This is a genomic window from Lamprobacter modestohalophilus (genome assembly GCF_016583905.1).
GTDB classification, from domain to species: domain Bacteria; phylum Pseudomonadota; class Gammaproteobacteria; order Chromatiales; family Chromatiaceae; genus Lamprobacter; species Lamprobacter modestohalophilus.
Window position 1 is genome coordinate 17426 of record NZ_NRRY01000001.1, and the last position, 24402, is coordinate 41827.

19 protein-coding genes are annotated in these 24402 nt (G+C 62.4%); 12 read left to right on the forward strand and 7 right to left on the reverse strand.

Annotated features, from left to right (window positions below; translation table 11 throughout):
* Positions 1 to 24 precede the first annotated feature (24 nt).
* The 4 genes from CKO42_RS27020 to trxA all read right to left on the reverse strand — a co-directional run bounded on the left by CKO42_RS27020 (position 25) and on the right by trxA (position 4152).
* Positions 25 to 834: a nucleotidyltransferase family protein gene (locus CKO42_RS27020; RefSeq protein ID WP_242479011.1), complete on the reverse strand. Its 810-nt coding sequence runs from the start codon at positions 832 to 834 to the stop codon at positions 25 to 27.
* A complete protein-coding gene (locus CKO42_RS00110; protein WP_242479012.1) occupies positions 831 to 2303 on the reverse strand; it encodes a paraquat-inducible protein A in 1473 nt (490 codons plus the stop codon). Before CKO42_RS00110 ends, CKO42_RS27020 begins: the two co-directional genes overlap by 4 nt.
* Before the next feature lie 74 nt (positions 2304 to 2377).
* Positions 2378 to 3634, reverse strand: coding sequence for a transcription termination factor Rho (rho, locus tag CKO42_RS00115; protein ID WP_200236268.1), 1257 nt, complete (start codon positions 3632 to 3634; stop codon positions 2378 to 2380).
* A gap of 191 nt (positions 3635 to 3825) precedes the next feature.
* A complete protein-coding gene (gene trxA, locus CKO42_RS00120) occupies positions 3826 to 4152 on the reverse strand; it encodes a thioredoxin TrxA (RefSeq protein ID WP_200236272.1) in 327 nt (108 codons plus the stop codon).
* 445 nt (positions 4153 to 4597) lie between these two features.
* Here trxA and CKO42_RS00125 point away from each other — a divergent pair, with 445 nt between their 5' ends.
* From CKO42_RS00125 to CKO42_RS00160, 8 genes are all read left to right on the forward strand, one after another.
* Positions 4598 to 6229: a DEAD/DEAH box helicase gene (locus CKO42_RS00125; RefSeq protein WP_200236276.1), complete on the forward strand. Its 1632-nt coding sequence runs from the start codon at positions 4598 to 4600 to the stop codon at positions 6227 to 6229.
* A 149-nt stretch (positions 6230 to 6378) separates the two neighbouring features.
* The gene (locus CKO42_RS00130; RefSeq protein ID WP_200236283.1) at positions 6379 to 7434 is read left to right on the forward strand and encodes a thioredoxin family protein; all 1056 of its coding nucleotides are present in this window, start codon (positions 6379 to 6381) and stop codon (positions 7432 to 7434) included.
* A gap of 230 nt (positions 7435 to 7664) precedes the next feature.
* On the forward strand, positions 7665 to 9761 hold the full coding sequence (gene pta, locus CKO42_RS00135) for a phosphate acetyltransferase (RefSeq protein WP_200236287.1): 2097 nt from the start codon (positions 7665 to 7667) through the stop codon (positions 9759 to 9761).
* Complete coding sequence (locus CKO42_RS00140) at positions 9758 to 10957, forward strand: acetate/propionate family kinase (RefSeq protein WP_200236291.1); 1200 nt, start codon at positions 9758 to 9760, stop codon at positions 10955 to 10957. Before pta ends, CKO42_RS00140 begins: the two co-directional genes overlap by 4 nt.
* Positions 10958 to 11043: 86 nt before the next feature.
* Complete coding sequence (ilvB, locus tag CKO42_RS00145; RefSeq protein ID WP_200236295.1) at positions 11044 to 12786, forward strand: biosynthetic-type acetolactate synthase large subunit; 1743 nt, start codon at positions 11044 to 11046, stop codon at positions 12784 to 12786.
* Between the two features lie 190 nt (positions 12787 to 12976).
* On the forward strand, positions 12977 to 13423 hold the full coding sequence (locus CKO42_RS00150) for a hypothetical protein (protein WP_200236298.1): 447 nt from the start codon (positions 12977 to 12979) through the stop codon (positions 13421 to 13423).
* A gap of 4 nt (positions 13424 to 13427) precedes the next feature.
* Entirely contained in the window at positions 13428 to 13730 is a 303-nt protein-coding gene (locus CKO42_RS00155; RefSeq protein WP_200236302.1) for a 4a-hydroxytetrahydrobiopterin dehydratase, read from the forward strand.
* A 72-nt stretch (positions 13731 to 13802) separates the two neighbouring features.
* Positions 13803 to 14042 carry a hypothetical protein gene (locus CKO42_RS00160; RefSeq protein ID WP_200236305.1) on the forward strand — a complete coding sequence of 80 codons (240 nt, stop codon included), beginning with the start codon at positions 13803 to 13805 and terminating at the stop codon, positions 14040 to 14042.
* A 65-nt stretch (positions 14043 to 14107) separates the two neighbouring features.
* Here the strand turns inward: CKO42_RS00160 and CKO42_RS00165 are convergent, their stop codons facing one another.
* The 3 genes from CKO42_RS00165 to ppk1 all read right to left on the reverse strand — a co-directional run bounded on the left by CKO42_RS00165 (position 14108) and on the right by ppk1 (position 17321).
* Positions 14108 to 14311 carry a hypothetical protein gene (locus tag CKO42_RS00165; RefSeq protein WP_200236310.1) on the reverse strand — a complete coding sequence of 68 codons (204 nt, stop codon included), beginning with the start codon at positions 14309 to 14311 and terminating at the stop codon, positions 14108 to 14110.
* The gene (locus CKO42_RS00170; protein WP_200236313.1) at positions 14311 to 14913 is read right to left on the reverse strand and encodes a hypothetical protein; all 603 of its coding nucleotides are present in this window, start codon (positions 14911 to 14913) and stop codon (positions 14311 to 14313) included. Before CKO42_RS00170 ends, CKO42_RS00165 begins: the two co-directional genes overlap by 1 nt.
* Positions 14914 to 15089: 176 nt before the next feature.
* Positions 15090 to 17321: a polyphosphate kinase 1 gene (gene ppk1, locus CKO42_RS00175; RefSeq protein WP_200236317.1), complete on the reverse strand. Its 2232-nt coding sequence runs from the start codon at positions 17319 to 17321 to the stop codon at positions 15090 to 15092.
* Between the two features lie 215 nt (positions 17322 to 17536).
* Between ppk1 and cmoA the strand changes: the two genes are divergently transcribed.
* From cmoA to CKO42_RS00195, 4 genes are all read left to right on the forward strand, one after another.
* Positions 17537 to 18274, forward strand: a complete 738-nt coding sequence (gene cmoA, locus CKO42_RS00180) for a carboxy-S-adenosyl-L-methionine synthase CmoA (protein ID WP_200236321.1) — start codon at positions 17537 to 17539, stop codon at positions 18272 to 18274.
* Between the two features lie 59 nt (positions 18275 to 18333).
* On the forward strand, positions 18334 to 19443 hold the full coding sequence (cmoB, locus tag CKO42_RS00185) for a tRNA 5-methoxyuridine(34)/uridine 5-oxyacetic acid(34) synthase CmoB (protein WP_242479013.1): 1110 nt from the start codon (positions 18334 to 18336) through the stop codon (positions 19441 to 19443).
* Positions 19444 to 19844: 401 nt separating this feature from the next.
* Positions 19845 to 21125 carry an efflux RND transporter periplasmic adaptor subunit gene (locus CKO42_RS00190; RefSeq protein WP_207148617.1) on the forward strand — a complete coding sequence of 427 codons (1281 nt, stop codon included), beginning with the start codon at positions 19845 to 19847 and terminating at the stop codon, positions 21123 to 21125.
* Between the two features lie 12 nt (positions 21126 to 21137).
* Complete coding sequence (locus CKO42_RS00195) at positions 21138 to 24380, forward strand: efflux RND transporter permease subunit (RefSeq protein WP_200236332.1); 3243 nt, start codon at positions 21138 to 21140, stop codon at positions 24378 to 24380.
* Positions 24381 to 24402 lie beyond the last annotated feature (22 nt).

The window sequence follows — 24402 nt, forward strand, 5'->3', positions numbered from 1 at the left end:
GCGCGAGGCGACGTTCTGCCTGGCTCAGTGTTTCCTTAACATCCTGTCGAGTGCTTGTAAACGCTCGGGCGTGCCGATATCCAGCCATTGCCCGCGATGATGCAGGCCGCCGCAGCGTCCGCTGGCGATGGCTGTGCGCAATAATGGGGCAAGCGGAAAGGCGCCCGGCGTGCAGTTGGCGAACAGTTGTGGCCGATAGAGGCCGATGCCGGAGAAGGTGAGGCGCTGCTCTGCGTTCCACTGAGCCCGCTCTAAACCCTGCTCTTGCTCTTGCTTCTCCTCCTGCTCTTGATCCCGTTCCCGTTCCTGATCCAGATTCTGCTCGAGATCGTGCCCTTGATCCTGTTCCTCCGCCTCCGCCTCCGCCTGCCTCTGTTCCCGACGAACCCGATCTCCGCGCAGTGCGAAATCGCCTGCTGGATGATGCGGTGGATTATCGACCAGCACGATCTGCGCTAGATCCTTATCAGCGAGACGCAGTTGGCGGTAATCGAAGTCGCACCAGATATCGCCGTTGGTGACCAGAAACGGGGCATCACCCAGCAGGGGCAGCGCGCGATGGATGCCGCCACCGGTCTCGAGCGCTCGTCCTTCACCCTCGGGCGAGTACTGAATCCGGACGCCATAGGTGCTGCCGTCGCCTAAGGCCCGCTCGATCCGCTCACCTAGGTGGGCATGATTGATCACCAACTCGGTAAAGCCGGCTTCGCGCAGCCGCCGAATCTGATGGACGATCAACGCCGCACCGCCCGCCTCGAGCAAGGGCTTCGGGGTCTGATCGGTCAGCGGCCGCATGCGGTTGCCGCGCCCGGCGGCCAGGATCATCGCCTTCATTGCGTGGGTCTCGATCGCGGGGCTCGCGCCTCGAGCATCGCCGATAGGAACAGGCTGGCGATCACGAAGGCGAGGAAGAGGAAGAAGCCGAGCTGCAGGTTGGTGCCGTTGGTGGTGAGCAGGTCGACCTGCCGGCCGAGGCCGCTCAGCTCGGCGAGCTGGCTGCTGATCAGCCCATCGAAGCCGATATAGGCCATCAAGATCGCGACGACCAGCACATCGGCCATCGACCACTTGCCCGAGCGCAGCGCGAAAAAACGCACCAGCGCCCGGCTGCGCCAGCCCTTCAGATCGGTGTAATAGATGAGGCTGGCCATGATCTTGGCGGTTGGGAAGATCAGACTGAACAAGACCACCAGTCCCGCGACCAGGATCATATCGGCGGCGCCGGTTGCGGTGAGCACCTGAACCAGGTCAAGGATGCTCTTGCTCTGGAAGTAGAGGACCTGGTCGGTGAAGACCACGGGCTTGCCGAGTAAGCTGAGGCTGAGCTCATCGATGCGCGCCTCGACCTCGATCATCGGCGTCATGACGCCGGCGCTGAGCAAGACCAGCGTTGCCGCGGCGAGCATCAGCATAAGCTCGGGGGCGAGGGTGCGGCGTCGGGATGCCAACGGCATCCCAGCTTCAGCCTCAGCCCGAGCTTCAGCCTCAGAGCAAGTTGCGTGGGAAGGCGGAGGCGAAGGGATCGGTCTTGCGGTGTCGGCAGCGTCCTCGCGTTGGCTGGTGCCCTGCGGCGGGCGCCAGCCACTGCTCAATGGCAGACCCGGATCGCGCCAGGCGAGGAGAAACAGCAGGCTGACGCAGCCAAGTGTCCAGAGTGCGCCGATCTGAGCTCGCGCCTGGAGCCTGCTGGCGGTCTGACCGAGCTGTTCAATACAGTCAGCCGTGGTCTCGCAGCCATGGGTTTGCTCGATCTGTCGCTGGAGCGAGCGGTCGACCTGGGTGAAGGTTGCATTGGAGGCCTGCTCGATGGCCTGCAGCAGCTGGCGCTGGATCTCGCGACGGTTCTCCGGGCGGTCCAGCTCCTCGAGCACGGCATCGGCATAGAGCGGGACGCGGGCGCGCAGCTGGTCGAAGTCGACCAGCCAGTCTTGCACACCTTGGCGCAGGCTGCCCTGGAGGCGGTCGACCCAGCTGTCGCCTGCGGCATTGCGACGGCGTAGCACCTGTTCGACCTCGGACAGCATCCGGTCGAGCACGACCTCGAGATTGCGCTTGATCTGTGGCCGATTCTGCTCGGTCAGCTCGAATTGCTCGATCTGCTCGGCCAGGATCGCGGAGATCTGCCGGACCCAGACCTCGGCGTCGAGCAGACCGTATTTCACGTCCTGAAGCTCGGCACGCTGCACTTGTGTCCGCTGCAGCGTGCGCAGCTCGCGGATCAGCTGAGCGGTCGACATCACCGCACCGATCAGGAGCACCGCCGAGACTAGGGCGACGCTGATCCGTTGCAGCCGCGCAGGCATCACGATCGGCTGTTACCGCGCAACAGAGGCTGCATCGTCCGGGCGGCGATGGGCGCGATACCTTAAGCCCCGCATCAGCCCCGCATCGAGTCGAAGAACTCGTTGTTGGTCTTGGTGGTCTTGAGCTTATCGAGCAGAAACTCAACTGCGGCGAGCTCGTCCATCGGATGCAGGATCTTGCGCAGAATCCACATCTTCTGCAGCTCGGCGGCCGGCATCAGCAGCTCTTCGCGGCGGGTGCCAGAGCGGTTGATGTTGATGGCAGGGAAGATGCGCTTCTCGGCGATGCGTCGATCCAGATGCAGCTCCATGTTGCCAGTGCCCTTGAACTCTTCGTAGATCACATCGTCCATGCGCGAGCCGGTCTCGACCAGCGCGGTGGCGAGGATGGTCAGCGAGCCGCCTTCTTCGACGTTACGCGCGGCACCGAAGAAGCGCTTCGGCCGCTGCAGTGCGTTGGCGTCGACGCCACCGGTGAGCACCTTGCCCGAGGAGGGTACGACCGTGTTGTAGGCGCGGGCCAGCCGGGTGATGCTGTCGAGCAGGATGACGACATCGCGCTTGTGCTCGACCAACCGCTTGGCCCGCTCGATGACCATCTCGGCGACCTGTACGTGGCGCGTCGCGGGCTCGTCGAAGGTCGATGAGATCACCTCGCCGCGCACCGAACGGGCCATCTCGGTGACCTCTTCCGGGCGCTCGTCGATGAGCAGCACGATTAGGAAGACCTCGGGATGATTGTGCGCGATCGATTGGGCGATGTTCTGCAGGATCATCGTCTTACCGGCCTTTGGCGGCGAGACGATCAGCCCGCGCTGGCCCTTGCCGATGGGTGCGATCAGATCGACGGTGCGTGCGGTCAGATCCTCGGTGCTGCCGTTGCCGACCTCGAGACCAAGGCGCTGCTGCGCGAACAGCGGCGTAAAATTCTCGAACAGGATCTTGGTCTTGGCGTTCTCGGGCCGGTCAAAGTTGATATCACCAACCTTGAGCAGCGCGAAGTAGCGTTCGCCGTCTTTGGGCGGACGGATCTTGCCGGTGATGTTGTCTCCGGTGCGTAGCGAAAAGCGCCGGATCTGGCTGGGGGAGACGTAGATGTCATCCGGTCCAGCGAGAAACGAGGCGGTCGCGGAGCGCAAGAAGCCGAAGCCGTCAGAGAGGATCTCGAGCACCCCGTCGCCGTAGATATCCTCGCCACGTTTCGCCTTGGCCTTGAGGATGGCGAAGATGAGGTCCTGCTTGCGGGAACGCCCAACGCCTTCGAGCTCCATCGACTGCGCTAGCTCCACTAGCGCAGGGACGGGCATCAATTTTAGCTCGGTGAGATTCATGGATGGTTGATTCGACGGGGCTCGGCTGCGCTCCCCGCGCGAGGATCGCGGAGGACTCGGCGGGGACGAGCTGGGCTCGTCAGTGGTGGGATCTTCGGAGTCGGCTTGGTTGCCTGGCTCCGTCTCGATGTTGCCGGATCGATTCCTGGGGTTATTCCCGGGCCGGCGCCGCGGGCGGGTGCGTGGCTGGTTCAAAGGTTGCTATCGATGAAGACGGTGAGTTGGGACTTCGAGACCGCGCCGACCTTGATCGCCTCGGCCTCACCGTTTTTGAACAGGATCAGCGTTGGAATACCGCGAACGTTGAAGCGCTCGGTGACCGCTCGGTTCTCGTCGATGTCGAGCTTAGCGACCTTAATGCGCCCTTCGTACTCCGCTGCGATCTCCTCGAGAACTGGGGCGATCATCTTGCAGGGGGCGCACCAGTTGGCCCAATAGTCAACGAGTACGGGCTGGTCGGACTGCAACACGTCTTGTTCAAAGGTATCGTCAGTCACATGGACGATTCGGTCGCTCACTTCGTTATCTCTCCAGGTTGGGGTCATAGTCAGCACCGGCACCGGCCTTTGGTTGTTCGCCAATGGGTTGTGATGGTGCGATGTTTCTATGACGGTCTTGGTGATTGCGCCGATGGCGAATCGGCTTCATGGGGCCGTTTTTCAGCACGGCGCTGCAAGTTGAGTGCTCAACAGCCGGGGTTGGCTCGCAACAGACTGTCCCGCTGGCTGTTGTCGTTCGATGTGCGGGCTGGGGCTGCGCTGTCCGAGCGCTCACCTGCTGCGCCAATGGTTCTTTGGCCGTGCGGTGAGACGGGATGGGGCGGGCTGGTGGCTGGCGTAAATGCCGCCGCCAGCGTTAGGATGCTATTTGAGCTAAAGATATCAAGTTTTGCAAGTCCTGCGCACCTCGTTATGACGACCGTCATGACGACGTGGGCCTCGTCCTCACCTGTTCGCCCTTTCTATGCCCCAGACTCACCTCACCGATACCCGTTTCGATCAGTTCGATCTTCACCCGAACATTCTTGCTGGCCTCGAGGCGGCTGGCTTCCACTCTTGCACACCGATTCAGGCGGAGACGCTACCGATTGCGTTGGCTGGACAGGACGTCGCCGGCCAGGCGCAGACCGGGACCGGCAAGACCGCTGCCTTTCTGGTCGTCGCGCTGCAGCGCCTGCTCCGGCAGGACATGGCCGGTGTGTCAGTCGCGTCAGCTGCCGAGGCCGCGCCGCAGCCCGAACCGGCTGCTGACGCTGGCGCCGTGCCCCCTGCCGAGGTCGCTAGCGAGTCGGGTACTGAGCCGGCGTCGAACAGGCCGCGACAGCCCAGGGTGTTAATCCTCGCGCCGACCCGTGAGCTCGCGGTCCAGATCCACAAGGACGCGAAGCTGCTGGCTGCGCACACCAACTTCAAGTTAGGTCTGGTGTATGGGGGCACTGGCTACCAGGCGCAACGCGATGAGATCGCGGCCGGTGTCGATATCTTGATCGGTACCCCGGGTCGTTTGATCGACTATTTGAAACAGCGGGTTTTCGATCTGCGTCAGGTCGAGGTCGTGGTGCTCGATGAGGCCGATCGGATGTTCGACCTCGGTTTCATCAAGGATATCCGATTCGTGCTGCGACGCCTGCCGCCGCCCAGCGAGCGGCTTGGCCTGTTGTTCTCGGCGACGCTCTCCTATCGGGTCATGGAGCTTGCCTATGAGCACATGAACGACCCGAAGATGGTCGAGATCACCCCGGAGCGGGTGACCGCAGACCGCGTTACCCAATGCGGCTACATGGTGGCCAATGAGGAGAAGGTGCCGCTACTGATCGGCCTGCTGCGCCGATTTGAGGGGGCGCGCAGTATGGTCTTCGTCAATACCAAGCGCGAAGGTGAGCGCGTCTGGGGCTATTTGGAAGGCAACGGGCTCAAGGCGGCAATGCTCTCCGGTGATGTGCCGCAGAAGAAGCGGCTCAGTCTGCTCAAGCAGTTCCAGGAGGGCGAGCTTGCGACTATGGTTGCAACTGATGTCGCGGCCCGTGGTCTGCATATTCCAGGCGTCACCCATGTGATCAACTATGATTTGCCGGATGATGCTGAGGACTATGTGCATCGGATCGGCCGCACCGCGCGCGCGGGCGCGGCCGGCGATGCGATCAGCTTTGTCTGCGAGAGCTACGCGATGGGCTGGCCGGACATCGAGGCCTTTATCGGGGCGCGTATTCCAATCAGCACCGTCGAGCCGGAATTGCTTGCTAAAATCGATCCTAGGAGCCGCGTTCGGGTTGAGCGTCGTCCGCGTGATGAGGGACGCCACGGTCGGCGCGATGCGTCGCGCGATCGCTCAGCGCGGCCGGGAGGCCCGAGTGGTGCTCGCGGACGCTCTGGACCTCGACGCGAGCCTGGTACAGAGACCAAGCAGGCCCGCGCGGTCGAGCAGGTGGTCGCCTCAGGCGCAGCGCCTGAGCGCTCGGCTGCTGCAGCGCCTGCAGCAAAAGTCGCAACGGCAGCCGCTGGCTCGGCAGCAGAGGCGCCAAAGAAGCGTCGGCGTCGCGGTCCGCGGCGTCGCTCGGCCAATGCTAGTGCGCCAGAGCCCGATAAGCAGACCTAACGCTCGTGGCGCGCGCTCATGGCGCGGCGCCACCCCGGACAATGAATCGCGTGAGATTCACGTTAACGCGCATGGTGCCGCTACTTAAACGACTTATGCCAAGTCTTCTTGCCGTCGTGCATCGCACGTCTTTGGAGCCGATAGAGTTGATGCCTCGTTCCAGTCTCTACTACCGGTTGATCTACCCGCCAACGATCGTCCATCTCCTGATGGCGCTGTTGCTGAGTGTGGCGCTGCCCGTGAGTGCTGCGGGCGATGATGCTGATCCCGTCAATTTCAGTGATCTCCCGCGTGATGAGCTGCTGAGCTATCCGGAGTGGTTCAATGATCCGTTCTTGGACCTGCGCGCTGATCTCGAGGCGGCGCGTGAGGCAGGTAAGCGGCTGATCCTGTACTTTGGCCAGAAGCGCTGCCCCTACTGCCACCAGCTCATGGACGTGAATTTTGGCACTGAGGCAGACATCGTTGAGTACACGCGTCGTCACTTTGATATCACGCCCATTGATATCTGGGGCGTGGCCGAGGTGACGGATTTGCGTGGCCGGAGCATGACCGAACGCGGCTTTTCACTGCGAGAGCAGGCCGATTTTACGCCGACGCTGATCTTCTACGATGAGCGCGGCGATGAGGTCTTGCGCCTACGCGGCTACTATCCCCCGTATCAGTTCCGAGCCGCGCTCGAATACGTGGCCGACGAGCACTACCGGCGCGAATCGCTGCGCGACTATCTGGCGCGCGGCGACAACCGGATGGTCTTCGATGCGGCAGACCTCAACGATGCGCCCTTCTTCCAGCCGCCGCCTTACAATCTCGACCGGAGTCGCTTGCCGGCGGAGCGCCCACTGGCGGTGTTCTTTGAGCAGGGCGATTGTCATCCCTGCGACGTCCTTCATGGTCAGTCGTTACAAGAGCAGGCCATTGCAGAGGGCTTTGCCAACTTTGATAGCATCCAGCTCGACATGTGGTCGCAGACACCAGTGATCACGCCCTCTGGGGAGCGCACCACCGCGAGCCGTTGGGCCTCGGAGTTGGGACTTTTCTACGCACCAGCCGTGATCTTTTTTGATGAGCAGGGCCGCGAGATTCTGCGCGTCGACTCGGTGGTTGGCTTCTATCGGCTGCGCAACGTGCTGAACTTCATCACCAGCAAGGCCTACCTCCAGGAGCCTAGCTACCAACGCTGGCGGGTGCAGCGCGCATTCTAAGCCTCAAGCGTTTGCATGCATCTTGCATGTGAATTTGTCCACAGTTGATAGATGCCTTCCGGTGAGCCTGCCTGAGACGCGGTCTCAAACGCGGTCTCAAACGCGGTCAGGGTGCGTTCCGTGGTCACCGTCAAGGCACCGTAACCTCTTCTGTTGGGCCTTGCGGCATCATTACCGAAACTTGACTTGGCTGAGCACCGTTGGTGCTTAGCCCTTAGGAAATCCTTTTTATGCAGAGTATCTATATCGCTGGCGCCGGTTCGGGCAGCGGAAAATCGGTCGTCGTGCTTGGTTTCATGGAGATGCTCTCCGCCGTGAATCGGCGTGTTGGCTTCTTTCGGCCGATCGTGAGCGGGCCGGTTGAGCAGGACAATCTGACCTCCCTGATCCGCGAGCGTTACGATCTGCCGTTTCCGCCCGAGATGCTCTATGGCTGCACCTCGCAGATGGCCAGCGAGCTGGCGGCGGCCGGGCACTATGACGAGTTGCTGAAGCTCATTCTGAATAAGTTCATGCTGCTCGACGAGCAGTGTGACCTCATCCTCTGCGCTGGCACCGACTACGACGGTCTTGTGCCTTCACTGGAATTCGACTTCAACGCCGATCTGGCAAACAACTTCGGCTGCAGCATTGTGGTTGTGGTCAAGGGCTTCCAGCGCAGCTCTGAGGAAGCAATCCACGCTGTGCACATGGCGCACGAGTCAATGATCGACCGCGGCGGTGATTTGCTGGCGACGGTCGTCAATGGCGTCCATCCGGACTTCGTGGATGTGGTCAAACGGCGCGCACGCGCGGTGCTGCCGCAGACCGAAACCCTGCATGTGCTGCCCGAGACCGAGGCCCTAAGTAAGCCCACCATCGGCGAGATCCATAAGATGCTGCAGACGGAGCTGCTTTGCGGTGAGGCCGATGCGCTCAATCAGATGGTGAGTAATTACAAGGTTGCGGCGATGGAGGTGCCGGACTTTCTCAATTATGTCGAGGATGGTTGCCTGATCATCACCGCCGGCGATCGTAGCGACATCATCCTCGCCAGCCTGGCGGCCGATGTCGCCGACTCCTTTCCGCGTGTCGCGGGGCTGCTGCTCACCGGTGGCTTGAAGCCGGCCGAAAATGTCCAGCGTCTGCTATTTGGCCTGCGGCGCAGCAAGGTGGCGGTGCTCTGCACCCAACGCGATACCTTCCAGACTGCGCTGGCGGTGAATAAGGTCGAGTCAGTGATCCTGCCCGGTGATGATCGGAAGATCGCCGCCGCCCTTGGTGTGTTCGAGAGTTCTGTCGATATCAAAGGGCTGCAAGAAAGCATCGCCTTGCATCAGTCAGCACGGATTACCCCGCTGATGTTCGAGTACGAGCTGATCCAGCGCGCCAAGTCGCAGCGCAAGCGCATCGTGCTGCCCGAAGGGCAAGACGAGCGCATCTTGCGCGCTGCTGAGATCTTGATGCTGCGCGGCGTCGCCGAGCTCGTCCTGTTGGGGAATCCGGAGAAGATTCGGCGTCGGATTGGCGAGATGGGCCTGCAGCTCGAGGGTATCCAGATCATTGATCCCATCAACTCGCCAAAGCGCTCTGAATATGCGGCTGTCTACCATGAGCTGCGGGCGCACAAGGGCATCTCGGAGCAGATCGCCTTCGATGCGCTCGAGGACGTCAGCTACTTTGGCACCTTGATGGTCTACACCGGCGATGCCGATGGTATGGTCTCGGGCGCCTTGCATACCACCCAGCACACCATTCGCCCATCCTTTGAGACCATCCGCACCAAGCCGGACACCAAGCTGGTCTCGAGTGTCTTTTTCATGTGCATGCCGGACCGCGTGTTGGTCTACGGCGACTGCGCCGTGAACCCGAATCCAGACGCTGAGCAGCTCGCCGATATCGCGATTACTTCAGCCGGCACTGCTGCCGCATTTGGGGTCGAGCCTCGGATTGCGATGCTGTCGTATTCGACCGGCTCCTCTGGCAAGGGCGCTGATGTTGAGAAGGTGCGTGAGGCGGTTGCGATTGCGCGCAAACGGCGCCCTGATCTCAAGCTCGAGGGGCCCATCCAGTACGATGCCGCGGTCGATGCCAGTGTTGCCCGCTCGAAGATGCCCGATAGCGAGGTCGCTGGACAGGCCACGGTGTTTATTTTCCCGGACCTCAATACCGGCAACAATACCTACAAGGCGGTGCAGCGCAGCTCTGGCGCTGTCGCGATCGGGCCGGTCCTGCAGGGGCTGAACAAGCCGGTCAATGATCTCAGCCGCGGCTGTAGCGTCACTGATATCGTCAACACGGTCGCCATCACCGCGATCCAGGCGCAGACACTCGAGGAGACATCATGAAGGTTTTGGTGCTGAACTCGGGCAGCTCGTCGATCAAGTTTCAGCTGTTCCGAAACGATGACTGGACGGTGCTTGCCTCGGGCTCGGTGACTCGGATCGGTGAGCCCGAGGCCCTGATGCGCTGCCGTTGGGCGGATGCGGAAGGGACTCAGCAGAGCCTCGAGGACTGTGCCGCAATACCCGATCATCAGCAGGGGCTGCAGCGCATTGCCGAGGCCTTGGCGCAGACTGGGGCGCTCGCCGATACCGCTGAGTTGCTAGCGGTTGGCCATCGGGTGGTGCACGGCGGCGAGGCCTTCCATGCCCCGACGCTGGTCGATGACGACATCATCGAGGTGATCCGCCAAGTCATTCCACTGGCGCCGCTGCACAATCCAGCCAACCTCGACGGCATCTTGGTGGCGCGCAAGCTGTTCCCAACGATTCCGCAGGTCGCCGTCTTCGATACCGCTTTTCACCAGACCATGCCGCGCACCGCTTATCGCTATGCGATTCCAGACTTTCTCTATCGCGAGCACGGGGTTCGGCGCTACGGCTTTCATGGCACCTCGCATCATTACGTCGGCCGGCGCGCGGCGCAGCTGCTGGGCAAGCCGTTCGAGCACTGCAATCTGATCACGCTGCATCTTGGCAACGGCGCTAGCGCCACCGCCATCCGTGAGGGCAGCAGCGTCGATACCTCGATGGGCATGACCCCGCTCGAGGGGCTGGTGATGGGCACCCGCAGCGGTGATATCGATCCGGCCGTGCCCTTCTACCTGAGCAAGCATCTGGGGCTCGACAACGATACGCTGGAAGGACTACTGAACCGCCAAAGCGGTCTACTCGGCCTCTGTGGTGACAATGATCTGCGCGAGATACAGCGCCGGGCTGAGGCCGGCGACGAGGCCGCCGAGCTTGCGCTCGGCGTCACCGCACATCGGCTGAAGAAATACATCGGCGCCTATCTCGCGGAGCTTGGTCGCACCGATGCCTTGGTCTTCACCGGCGGTATCGGCGAGAACTCAGCAGAGCTCCGCGCACGGGCTTGCGCGGGGCTCGAGACTCTCGGCATCCGCATCGATGCGGCGGCGAATACAGCCGCTTCTCAGCAGGAGCGGGCTGTTTCGCACGCGGAGAGTCCCATCCAGGTCTTGGTGATCCCGACCAATGAGGAGCTGCAAATCGCGCGCGAAGCGGTTGAGGCGGTGAGCTGAGTGATTGTTTTGCTTGGCCCGGATCAACACCAAAAGCGCTTGCGCGGTTATCATTAACGGTCTGCTCTTTGATCGATCCGTTCCCGATGAACACTCCCGTCCGCCTGCATCCAACTGGCGCCGCCTTGCTCTTCGATGTCCTCCGGGATCTCGGTGTCGATGTCATCTTTGGGCATACCGGCGGCGCAGTGATCCCATTGCATGTTGAGCTGAACAAGCGCATGCGCCGGGGCGAGCCCGTGCCGCGTTTTGTGCTCTGTCGGCAAGAGGGCGGTGCTGGGCATGCCGCTGAAGGTTATGCCCGCGCCAGCGGTCGCGTTGGTGTTGCACTCGCCACCTCTGGGCCCGGCTCAACCAACCTGGCGACGCCGATTGCCGATGCGTACAAGGATTCGGTGCCGACGGTGTTCATCACCGGCCAGGTGCCGAGTCATGCGATTGGTAGCGATGCCTTCCAGGAGGTCGATACGGTTGGCTTTACCCGGCCGATCTCCAAGCACAACTATCTGGTGCGTGACGTCGGCGATCTCGAATGGGTGCTGCGTGAGGCCTTTGCGTTGGCCCAGCAAGGTCGGCCCGGACCGGTCGTGGTCGACATCTGTAAAGACGTGCAATTGACTCAGTGCATGAAGGCGCGCCCGGCGCGGCGTCGGCACCGGCCAGAGGTGCCCTTCGAGACTGAGCGCGCCGACGCCATCTTGGATGCGCTCTGCAGCGCCGAGCGACCGGTGATCAAGGCCGGTGGCGGCATCATCCACGCCGGTGCTGCGGCAGCCCTCTGTCGTTTCGCCGAGCGCTTTGAGGTGCCGGTCACCACCACCTTCAACGCCTTGGGCGCGGTGCCCTTTGATGCGCCGTATTACCTCGGCATGCCGGGGATGCATGGCAGCGTGCCGGCCAACTATGCGCTGCGCGACGCCGACCTGATCCTCACCCTGGGCGGACGCTTCGATGATCGGGTTGCGGTCAAGGATTTCGCGCTTGGCAAGCGCATCGCGCATGTCGATATCGATCCGTCCGAGATCGACAAGGTCATCAAGACCGATCTACACCTGATCGCCTCCTTGAGCGTTTTCCTTGATCATGCACTCGCCAGCACCCGCCATGCTCGGCATCCGCATTGGCTGGCACAGGTGGTCGACTGGCGGCAGCAGTTGCCGTTACCTTTTGGCAGCGGCGATTACATCAAGCCACAAGCGGTGGTCGATACGCTCTCCGAGCTGACCGCGGGTAATGCCACGCTGGTGACCGGTGTTGGCCAGCATCAGATGTGGTCGGCCCAGTATTATCGCTTCCAGCGTCCGCGGCAGTGGATCAGCTCCGGTGGTCTCGGCACCATGGGCTTCGGGCTGCCAGCGGCGATCGGTGCCTGGTACGCGGCTCCGGATTTGCCGGTTGTGCTGATTGACGGTGACGGCAGTTTCCAGATGAATATCCAGGAGCTGGCGACTGTGGTCGCGAATGCCATTCCGCTGAAGATGTTTGTGCTCAACAACAGCTTCCTCGGCATGGTGCGCCAGTGGGAAGACATGATGGATGCGGGCCACCATTACGAGACCTGCCTGGCGCGTCGCGAGGACTGTGATCCGCACTGCACCAAGATCGATCAAACCTGCCGGCGCCAGTTGCCGAATCTGCTCGGGCTCAAGTACGTCTATCAGCGGCTCGAGACCCTACGGGTCAAAGATCCACAAGACCTGCGCGCCGTGCTTGATCAGGCATTGGCGTTACCCGGGCCGGTCCTGGTGGACGTCTGGGTTGACAAAACAGAAGATGTGCTGCCGATGGTGCTTCCTGGCGGTCGGCTGGACACCATGATCGAGTCTTGATCGTGGTTCTTCGCGCTCGAACGCGTCGCCGCTGCTGGCGAGGCCCGGAGACAGCTTGGCATGGATGTCTGCATGATGGCCGCTTTCTTGTGCCTTTGAGGTCGCTGTGCTAGTTGTAATCAGTAAAAAACAGCCAAGCTACTCATTGCCCCCATTGGGGAACCTATCGCTTTAGGAGGATAACTGCAAAATGACCGCTTTTTCCCAACTCCACGCGCAAAATCATAAGATCACTGAGCTCTCGAACGTTTTTCTCTACCTGATCCAGAGTCGGGAGATGTGTGATACCGAGACGGCTTGCGATGTCTTCTTCGAGTACACCGGCAAGGTGCGCGAGCACATCGAGCTGGTTGATCGCGAGCTCTGTGGTCGCTTGATCTCGTACCCTGATCAATCAGTCAAAAACACGGCGAACCGCTTCCTGTCAGGTTCCACCGAGATCAAGCGGATCTTCAACAAGTATCTGAAGGACTGGTGCTCGGAGCCGCATCGCCGGCTACAGATCCGGGATTACAGCGAGTTCTTGAACGAGACCGAGCAGATGTTCGCGTTGGTGCTTGATCGCATCCAACGCGAGACCGAGCACCTCTACCCGCTGATCCGTAAGCTCGAAGAAAAGGACAAGGTCGCCGCCTGAGACCATGCATCGAACTAAGCTCGACGACGCTGCGATTGCAAGCTCCTTGCAATCGCTGAATGCCTCGGCCAGCGCGCCATGGACGGTCAAAGATGGCAAGCTCCACAAGAGCTTCCAGTTCCGCGACTTCAGCGAAGCCTTCGGGTTCATGGTCCGGGCTGCGCTCGCAGCCGAGTCGATGGACCATCATCCGGAGTGGCTGAACGTCTACAAGACGGTCCGCGTCGATCTCACCACCCATGACGCCGGCGGCATCACCGAGCTGGATTTCGCGCTCGCCGGGCGGATGGAGACGATTGCTGGTTAGGTCCCCTGGAAAATCGTGAATCAGCTTGGCTTCCTTGGTTCCCCCGCGCTCGCGGGGATTAGGCCCGAGGGCATGCTTCGGCGCACCGGCATCGAGCTGCTGATCTACTACGGCGAGTTTGCCTATGATTTCAAGCAAGGCGGCATCGAGGCCCAATACGAAAGGCTGCTTAACATGGAGCAGAGCATCAAAGACACACTCGCCGCCAGCGAGACCTTGCGTTATCAGTGGCTCGAGACCGTGCTCGATGAAAACCACGTGCCGGGCTATAAGCTGGTTTGCCCGCCGGGTCAGGGTGATGTGTTAACGTGAATCTCATGCGATTCATTGTCCGGGTGACGCCGCACCATGAGCGTCAGGCGCGGGTGGTATCGGCATCACGCGGCCTGTGCGTCAAGCCGTGCCCGCATCGCGCGGCACTGTTTAAGCGCGCGTTCGGCTGATTGCAACGTTAGGCGAACATGTTGGCTCTCTGGGTAGCGTCGCGCTTCTTCGCGCATTTGCTGACAAAACCTCTCCCAGTCATCGACATCCAGGCTGCCAGGTTCTTCATAAACAACAAGCTCGGGATCGTAGGCCATCATTGCCCCCATTTGATAATGTTTCTCGCTAACGTGAGAACAGAGTTGCTATTTAAAGCGTAGCGGATCATGTCATCTTGCTCCAGAAGCTGCGCAGCTACAATCTGATAAAGCCCTGCCCGTGTCGCGCTTAGGTCAATCTGACCACGCTCAAGCGCGTGCTGAATCAAGCGTCTTGCGCGAGATACCGCGTCCTCAATCACCGCAAACGCGCTCATGCGAGCGAGTGCGCCGCCTGTGCGTTGCGCGCTTGCCCACAAACCTGCGTGGCCATGCGCATCAACGCGCCCAAGCTCAGCACGCTCAAACAGCATAAAGAGATCGGCCCGGCTCAGGCTGTCTCCAAACGAATGATTATGGTGGACTGTGACCGATCCTTCTATCGCGTCGAACCTGGGGACTGCAAGCCGGTCCCTGTGCTCGCCGCCAAACGAGACAGTAGACCCGTCATTGAACACGGCGATGCCATGCTCCCTGTTCGTATCGAGCCCCTTGCGCACAACCTCATCACGCGCTCGGTTATGAGCCGGGCCGAGATCAACGAGCGACAAATCCCCGGTCCCGGTAATAGCAGCAAGTTCTTCGGATCGTAATGTCGGCAACGCCACTTCCCCCCACGCGATACCGCGCCGGGCGCCCCGCATTGAACACATCAAGCGGATTAGCCCCGCGCAGGATCGCCTCCTCCTTAGCCTTGCTGCCGGCCACTTCGTCTTTTACCGGCGCATCCCAGGCCATGTAGGTTTCCCGCGCTCGAGGGGATTTAGCCCCTCATCGACTAAGAGGTCGTCGCCAGCCGATGCTCGAAATGGCTCAGGAGCCGCGAGCGTAGGTTCTTCTCCTTATGCTTGGCCGCTGCTGAGAGGCGCTTTTCGGCCACGCCCATCAAGGTATCCTGAGCCCCCTTGGCATGTTCGTCTTCAGACTGGCGCTGCACATAGCTGCCGTCTGGCTGCATGTCCCAGGCCGAGCGCTGATCGGCAAACTGCACATCAAGGATTAGACGCAGCTCCTGGCGGAGCTCGGGGTCTTCGACGGGTGCATGGACCTCGACGCGACTCTCGAGGTTGCGTCGCATCATGTCCGCGGAGCCGATGAAATACTCCTCCTCACCGCCGTTGCGGAAGTAGAGAATGCGGGCATGTTCGAGGAAGCGCCCGACGATACTGACCACCCGTGCGTTCTCGCTGAGTCCTGGTATCCCCGGTCGGAAGCGACAGGTGTCACGCACGATCAGGTCGACCTTGACCCCGGCCCGGCTCGCCTTGTAGAGGGCGCGGGCGATGTCCGGGTCTTCGAGGGCGTTCATTTTCATCTGGATCAGACCGCCGCCACGCTCGCGCTCGTGGACCGCAATCTCGCGGTCGATCTTCTCCAGGATGCCGCGCTTGAGCGTGTAGGGCGCGGCCAGGATCTTGCGATAGCTCGGCGGTGGGGAATAGCCGGTGAGGTAATTAAAAAGCTCGGTCAGGTCTTGGCCGATGTCTTCGTCGCAGCCAAACATGCCGAGGTCGGTATACAGCTTGGCGGTGCCGCCGTGATAGTTGCCAGTGCCGATGTGGTAGTAGCGACGGAGCTGCGAGTAGTCGCGCCGCACCACGAAGATCAGCTTGCAGTGGGTCTTCAGGCCGAGCACGCCATAGGTGACATGGATGCCTTCGCCCTCGAGTCGGCGCGCCCAGCCGATGTTGGCGGCCTCATCGAAGCGTGCCTTGAGCTCGACCATCACCGCGACCTGCTTGCCGTTGCGCGCGGCCTTGATCAGCGCATCCAGGATGGCCCCACCCGAGGTCCGGTACAGGGTCATCTTGATCGCCAACACCTTCGGGTCCTTGGCGGCGGTGGTCAGAAAACGCTCGACGGTGGTCGAAAAGGATTCGTAGGGATGCTGCAGCAGCAGTGGGCCGTTCTCGCGGATGATATGGAAGATGTTGCGCCGATCGTTGCCGAGCACCGGATGATCGCCGGAGCGATGCGGCTTGTCGTGCAGCTCGGGGATATCCAGGCTGGCCAGCTCGAACAGGTCGCGACGGCCCATGAGCCCGCCGACCTCATAGACGTCATCGGACTCATTCAGGCCCAGCTCGGCGGCGAGCATGCCGCGATGCACGGGGTCCATGCCGGCCTGGACCTCGAGCCGGACGATGGGCGCGAAGTGGCGCTCGCGCAGTTCGGTCTCGATCATCTCGAGCAGGTCTGAGGCGGCTTCCTCCTCCGGCTCGACGATGGCGTTGCGCGTGACCCGGAACAGCTCGCAGCTGACGATCTCCATGCCCGGGAAGAGCATGTCGAGGTTGTGGACGATGAGGTCGTCGAGGGTGACGAAGGTATTATTGAGTCCGTCGACCTGGATCAGCCGTTTTGAGACATCCTTGCTCACCGGAACCTTGATGCGCGCCATATAGGTATCGCTGCCGCCCGGGAAGCGCAGCCGCACCAGCAGATTGAGCGCCAGATTGGAGATGAACGGAAACGGATGCGCGGGGTCCATCGCCAGCGGCGTGATCATCGGGAAGATGTTGGTGCGGAAATGTCCGCGCAGGCGTTCGCGGACCTCGCTCGTGAGCGAATGCATCTCCACCAGCCGGATATCCTGCTCCCCGAGCGCCGCCATCACCTCGCCATAGATGCGCTCCTGATCGGCCTGGATCGCGGCGATCTCGGCGCGGCATTCGTCGAGCTGTTGCGTGGGGGTGCGGCCGTCGACGGTTTGGCTGTGCACGCCAGCGGCAATCTGCTGCTTCAGGCCGCCGATGCGCTTCATGAAGAACTCATCGAGATTGTTGCTGACGATGGCCAGGAACTTCACCCGCTCGAGCAGCGGTGTGCGCGGATCATCCGCCTCGTGCAGCACGCGTCGGTTGAACGCAAGCCAAGTCAGCTCGCGGTTGAGGTAAAGTGCGGGGTCGTCGAGATCGGGCTCCGGGTTGACGACTGGCGCATCGGTGTCGACGGACTCGATATCGGCCTCGTCGTCTTCTACGATCGGTTGTGCGCTGGTATCGGTCATCTTTGGCTCCCCGGTGTGTGCTGGTCTATTTTTGGCGTCTCGATATCCTAACAGCGCGCTGTTGTGGCCGTCTGTTTGTCGCTGCTTTGGCGGTCACATCCGCGCTGATGACGGTTGAATTCTGCGCCTTTGACGATTGAGTTGTGAATGATGCTTGTGAGCGATGCGTGTAAGTGATGCGTGTAAGTGATGCGTGTAAGTGATGCGTGCGAATGATGCCTCATCTCCGCTGTGATCAAGTGTACGCCGGCGCTGATGCGCCGCGCGGCGATTTTGTCTTCGACGAGCGCGTGGCTAGCGTGTTCTCTGACATGATCGCGCGTTCGGTTCCCGGCTGGGGCGAGCTGGTGCGCCTGATCGGGCTGATCGGTGCCCACCTGGCTCAGCCAGGCGCCTGCATCTACGACCTCGGCTGCTCGCTTGGCGCCACCAGCGCCAGCCTCCTCGCGCGCCTACCCGAGGGCACAGACGCCGAGTCCATCCGGGTCTATGCCATCGACCGGGCGCCGGCGATGATCGACGAGTTGCGCCTGCGGCTCGAGACGGAGATCCAGCAGCGCCGGCTGCAGCCGATCTGTGCGGATCTGCTCGACGTCAGGATCGTTGATGCGAGCTTGGTGGTGATGAATCTGACGCTCCAGTTCATCGAGCCCGCACAACGCTTGCCGCTGCTGCGTCGCATCCACGCCGGTCTGCGCCCTGGCGGGGCGCTGATCCTGGCTGAGAAGGTGGCGGTCGCCGACGACGATGGGCTGCTTGCTCGATTGCATGCCGACTTCAAGGCCGCGCAGGGCTACAGCCAGCTCGAGATCGCACGCAAGCGCTCCGCGCTGGAGCAAGTGCTGATTCCGAATACCGTGGCGGAGCACGATGCCCGGCTGCGTGAGGCTGGCTTCGAGCGTATCGAGCCGTTCTTTCAGTGTCTCAACTTCGTTGGCTGGATTGCGCGTTGATGGCCGTGAGCGGAGGTAAACCTCACCGACTAGAAGGGTTGGGCTCAGTCGAGCGCGTCTTGCTGCAGCGATTCGAGCCGTTCCTCGATGTGCTGCGCGCGTCAGCGCTGGCGGACTGGGTGAATCCCTTGCGTCGGCTGACCTTGGAGCGGCTGCAGCCTGCCCGACATGGTGACCTCGGCGACTGGGTCGAGGCCCTAGAGCGCCTCTCGGCCCTGTGCCTGCCCGACCCTTGCGAATCCAGCCGGGTGCTCGATCAGCCCTGTGTCGGGGTTGCTGCCGAGCAACCCCTGTCGCCCGCGGTGAGCGTTCAGCTGCGCCAGGTTCTCGAACAGCTGCACCCCTGGCGCAAGGGCCCGTGCTGTCTGCACGGGATCGAGATCGACGCCGAGTGGCGCTCGGACTGGAAATGGGCGCGTCTGGCCGATGCCATCGCGCCACTGCCGGGGCGGCGGGTGCTCGATGTCGGCTGCGGCAATGGCTATTACGGCATGCGTGCGCTCGGCGCTGGCGCCGACTTAGTGCTCGGGATCGACCCCACCTTGCGTTTCGTCCTGCAATTCTTGGCGCTCGAACAGCTGATCGGCGCCGAACGCCTGGCCGTGTTCCCGCTGGCCGATGATGATTTGCCGAGCCTCTGCGCCGCCGGCGGTCAGTTCGATACCCTGTTCTCGATGGGGGTGCTCTATCATCGCCGCGATCCGATCCAACATCTGGCTCGGTTGCGGGATTGTCTTCGACCGCGTGGCGAGCTCGTCCTTGAGACGCTCGTGGTCGATCGTCCTAGCGGCGAATCGATCGTCTGCGAGCCTTCTGCGTGCGAGCCTCTGCTCGATCAGGACGCCGATCAACGAGTCCGCGAGAGCAGGCCACCAGTCTGCGGACCTGCAAACGCCGATCCTCTAATACCGGCTGGGCGCTATGCGCGCATGCGCAATGTGCATGCGATTCCAAGCGTCGCGACCCTCGGCGATTGGATCAGGGCTGCGGGCTATCAGGATCTGCAGTTGGTGGATCTGTCCCGCACCACCATTCAAGAGCAGCGCGCAACGCCTTGGATGCGCTTCCAGTCCCTGGCGGACTTTCTCGATCCCAATGACCCAAGCCTGACCATCGAAGGCCATCCGGCCCCAGTTCGTGCGCTGCTGCTGGCACAACGTGCTGGTTGAGCGTCCGAGTCGCTCGCCTGGGCTGCCGGCCCCGTTTCATCTGCTGGGCGACTTGGCGTCCCGCTTGGCGCAGGCCTGAATTCTGCCGCGGGATCGCTGTCAAAGCGCTGGCGGTTGAACCCAGCGGAGGCCTCGACGAGGCAGTGATGTCGTCGCGAAGACGCCATGATCGGGGTTTCACTGAGCTTCGTCGTTGTCATCCTGGGTATGCGCCACGACACTAGGTAAGCAAAGATTCTCCAGCGTCTCCCGGTGACAAGCGGCCGCCCGGAGCGAGCGCCGCCCGGCGGATTGCTGATGGTTGCGCCGCCTTTCGTCTGTACAGAGCATCCTGAGTGAGCCGTCTTCTAAAAGTTATCCTTCCCGTTCTTATCCTTGCTATCGGCTTTGGCGCCTTTCGATTGCTGGTTGCCACCAAGCCAGAGAAGGCCTCGCCATCGGTCCAAGAGCGTGTCTGGCGCGTCGCCGTGGAGCCGGTCGAGCTCTTAACCGCGGCGCCGCAGCTTGAGCTCTACGGTCGGGTCGAGACCCCGGATCTGCTCCGCGCCACCGCGCCGGCCTCGGCCTGGGTGACCGAGGTGCTGGTCCAAGACGGCGACGTTGTCGCTGAAGGCGACGTGCTGCTGCGCCTGGACGAGCGTGACTTCGAGCCGCGCATTGCCCAGGTCGAGGCCGAGATCGCTGATCTGGAGGCGCAGATCGCTAGCGAGAAGAACCGCTTCGAGACCGATCGGTTGGCACTGGAGCAAGAGCAGCGACTGCTCAAGCTCGCGCAGGACGCGGTTGAGCGTCAGCAGCGCCTGAAGACGCAACAGGTCGGCGCCGAGCAGGCGCTGGACGATGCCAAGCGCACCGAGGCGCAACAACAGCTGACGGTGACCAATCGCGAGATGAGCATCGCCGATCATCCGAGCCGCTTGCGCGGTCTCGAGGCGCGCCTGGCTAGCGCTAAGGCGCGGCTGGCGGAGCTGCGGCTTGAGTTTGAGCGTGCCACCCTGAAAGCCCCCTACGACGGCATCGTGACCGGCGTCGAGGTGACCGAGGGCGACCAGGTGACAAAGGGAGAGGCCTTGGTGCGCCTCTACGCCACCGAGAGTCTCGAGATTCGGGCGCGCATCCCGGCGCCTTATCAGGACGAGATGATTGAGGCCGTGAAGCAGGATCTGTCGCTGTCGGCGAGCGCCACGATTGGTGGCGAGTCCTTGCAACTGCGCTTCGATCGCTTGGCCGGAGAGGCCGATCCGAGCGGCGTTGATGCGCTGTTCAAGCTGGATGGCGATCCGACCCTGTTGCGTTTAGGGCAGCTGCTGACCGTCTCGCTCGAGCGCCCGATGCGCGAGGCGGTGGTCGAGGTGCCGTTTCGGGCCGTCTATGGCGGCGGTCGCATCTATCTGGTCGAGGATGGCCGCATGCGCGGCATCGACGTCGAGAGTCTCGGTACCCGCATCAGCGCGGCCGGCGAAGAGCGGCTGTTGGTTAGGTCCGATCAGCTGGCTGCCGGCGATGCACTGGTGACGACGCACATGCCGAATGCGATCGAGGGGCTGCGCGTGGCGATCGTCGGCGCTGAGCCGGCGGGCAGCAGTCGTGAGCCGACACCGACACCGACACCGGCGCCGGGACCGAGTCCGGAGCCAGATGTCGCTGAAGCCACGTCGGGCGCTCCCGACAGCCCCAACTAACGACCACTACGCATGGATACCGCAAACCTGGATACCAACAGCCCAGACACCAAACGCCCGGAGAGCGGCACCAGCCCGGACACCAACAGCTCGGACAGCGCCAGCCGACATCGCACCGATATCATCGGCATCTTTGCCCATCATAAGGTCGCGGCGAACCTGCTGATGGTGATCATGCTGCTGACCGGCGCCTTCGCGCTGGATCGGCTCAACGTGCAGTTCTTTCCAACCTTCGAGCTCGATATCGTCAGCGTGCGCGTGGTCTGGTCTGGCGCCAGCGCTGAGGATATCGAAGACGGTATCACCAATCCGCTCGAACAGCGGCTGCGCACGGTCGATGACCTCGACAAGATGACCTCGACCTCAAGTCAGGGCATCGCATCGATCACGCTCGAGTTCAAGGAAGGGGTTGATCCGCTGCTGGCGCTAGACGAGGTGCGGCGCGCGGTGGATGAGTTCCGCAACTTCCCGCAGGACGCCGAGAAGCCCCAGGTGGCGCTTGCGAGTCGCTACGAGCAGGTCGCGCGGCTGCTGGTCACCGGGCTTCAGGACCCTGGCGAGATGCGCAAGCTGGCGCGTCGCTTCGAGACCGAGCTGCTCGAGCGTGGGCTCGATCAGGTCGAGATCAAAGGTCTGCCTGAGGAAGAGATCCGCATCCAGGTCGACAGCGACCAGCTCGAGCAGCTCGGCGTCGGTCTACAGGAGATTGGCCGCAGGGTGGGCGACTTCAGTCTGGATCTGCCAGCTGGCTCGATCGGGCTCGATGAAGGCTCGCGGGAGCTGCGCAGTCTGGATAAGCGGCGCGAGGCGCTCGGCTTTGAGCAGATCCCGATCCGGGCCGACCAGCAGCTGCGCGTCGAGCTGGGCGATGTCGCCAAGATCGAGCGCGTTGCCCAAGACCGCTCGGTGTTGGTGTCGGTCGATGGCGAGCCGGCGGTCGAGATCGTGCTGCAGCGTAGCGATCGCGGTGACACCCTGGAGGCCGCGCGTGCCTTCCGGGAATGGCTCGATGACACCCGACCAACGCTGCCGCCAGGGGTTGAGATCACCGTCTATGACTCCTCCTGGGAACTTGTGCGCGACCGCATCTGGCTGCTGGTGAGCAACGGTCTCGGTGGCCTGCTGTTGGTGGTCGCGATCCTCTATCTGTTCCTGACCGGGCGGGTCGCGTTCTGGGTCGCCTGGGGGATTCCGGTCTCCTTTGCCGCGACGCTGTTCATCCTCTACCTGATCGGCGGCAGCATCAATATGATCAGCCTGTTCGCGCTGATCATGGCGCTTGGCATCATCGTCGACGATGCCATCGTCGTCGGCGAGGACGCGATGGCCCACTATCAGAAGGGCGAAGACCCGTTGCTTGCCGCCGAGGGTGGGGCGCGGCGGATGCTGGCACCGGTCATCGCCTCATCGCTGACCACCATCGCCGCTTTCCTGCCGCTGATCATCGTTGGTGGCCGCATTGGTAACATCCTTGGTGCGATTCCGATCGTCATCATCTGCGTGATCCTGGCCTCGCTGGTCGAGAGCTTCCTGGTGCTGCCGGGCCACCTGCGCAACGCCTTCGTGCATACGCACAAGATCAAGCCGAACTCGATCCGCGCCCGGCTGGACCGCGGCTTCGAGTGGTTCCGCGATCGTGCCTTCCGGCCGCTCGTCATCCTGGCTGTGCGCAACCGCTTCGCGACCGTGGCCGCGGCGATGGCGATGCTGATGCTGGCGATTGGTTTGTTGGCGGGCGGTCGGCTCGGCTTCGTCTTCTTCCCGACGCCGGAGTCGCAGATCATCAACGCCAATGCGTCCTTTGCCGCCGGCACGCCGCGCGCCCGCGTCGATCAGTTCCTGCTCCACTTGGAGGAGACGCTGTACCAAACCGAGAAGGAGCTTGAGCAAGGAGAGTTGATCAACGTCGTGTTGGCCTATCACGGCTCCAAGAGCGGCAGTGGACCCGGTGGCGGCGCCACTGCGGATCAGCTCGGCTCGCTGCAGATCGAGCTGGTCGAGCCGGACTTGCGCAACGTGCGCAATAACCAGCTGATCCGTGCCTGGCGCGAGCGCATCAAGATGCCGGCTGGTCTGGAGTCATTGAACATCACGGCACGGCGGGTCGGCCCGCCCGGGCGGGATCTCACCATCCGCCTGACCGGGGCCTCGGCGGATGAGCTGAAGTCGGCGGCCTTGGCGCTCTCGGAGACGATTGCTGGAATCGATGGTGTGCTCGAGGTCGATGACGACATGGCCTATGGACGCGAGCAGCTCATCTATGCGCTGACGCCGGTCGGCGAGGCCTTGGGGCTGACTGTCGCTGATCTCGGCCGCCAGCTGCGAACCGCCTTCGATGGCCAACTGGTGCAGATCTTCCAGGATGGCGCGGATGAGGTCGAGGTGCGGGTCACGCTGCCGGCGGCCGAGCGCGGCACCTTGGCCAGCCTCTATCGGCTCAATGTGCGCACGCCCGATGGCGACTCAGTGCCGCTGACCGCAGTGGCGCAATGGCGCTCGCGGCAGGGCTTCGAGGTCTTGCGCCATGCGGATGGCAAGCTTGCGGTCGAGGTGACCGCCGATGTCGATACCAATGTGACCACCGCCGGTGAGGTCACCTCTGGCCTTGAAGAGGGCACCCTAACCCAACTACAGAGCGATTTCGGCGTCAATTACTCCTTTGAAGGTCGCTCGGCCGACCAGCGCGACACCCTGACGGATATGCGCAAGGGGCTGATACTCGGTCTGATCCTGATCTATCTGATCCTGGCCTGGGTGTTCTCGTCCTATGGCTGGCCGCTGGTGGTGATGGCGGTGATCCCGTTCGGTCTCACCGGGGCCATCCTCGGGCACTGGGCGATGGGCATCGATCTCACCATCCTGTCGTTGTTCGGGATGTTTGGTCTGTCCGGCATCGTCGTCAACGACTCGATCATCCTGGTCAGCTTCTACAAGCAGTTGCGCGGCGAGGGGCTGTCGATCCAGGAGGCGTTGATCGAGGCCGCCTGCCAGCGCCTGCGCGCGGTGCTGCTGACCTCGCTGACCACCATCGCCGGTCTCACACCCCTGCTGTTCGAGACCTCCTATCAGGCGCAGTTCTTGATCCCGATGGCGACCTCGCTCGCATTTGGGCTCGGCTTCGCAACCTTGCTGGTCCTGCTGGTCATTCCGTCCTTGTTGTCGATGCATGAGAGCGCGCATGGGCGGTTGCAGCAGTGGTTTGGGCGCGCATCCAGCCTGCCGACGCAACCGCCCGCATCTGTGCAATCGGGATAGAGGGTCGCGCTGGCTCCGGTGC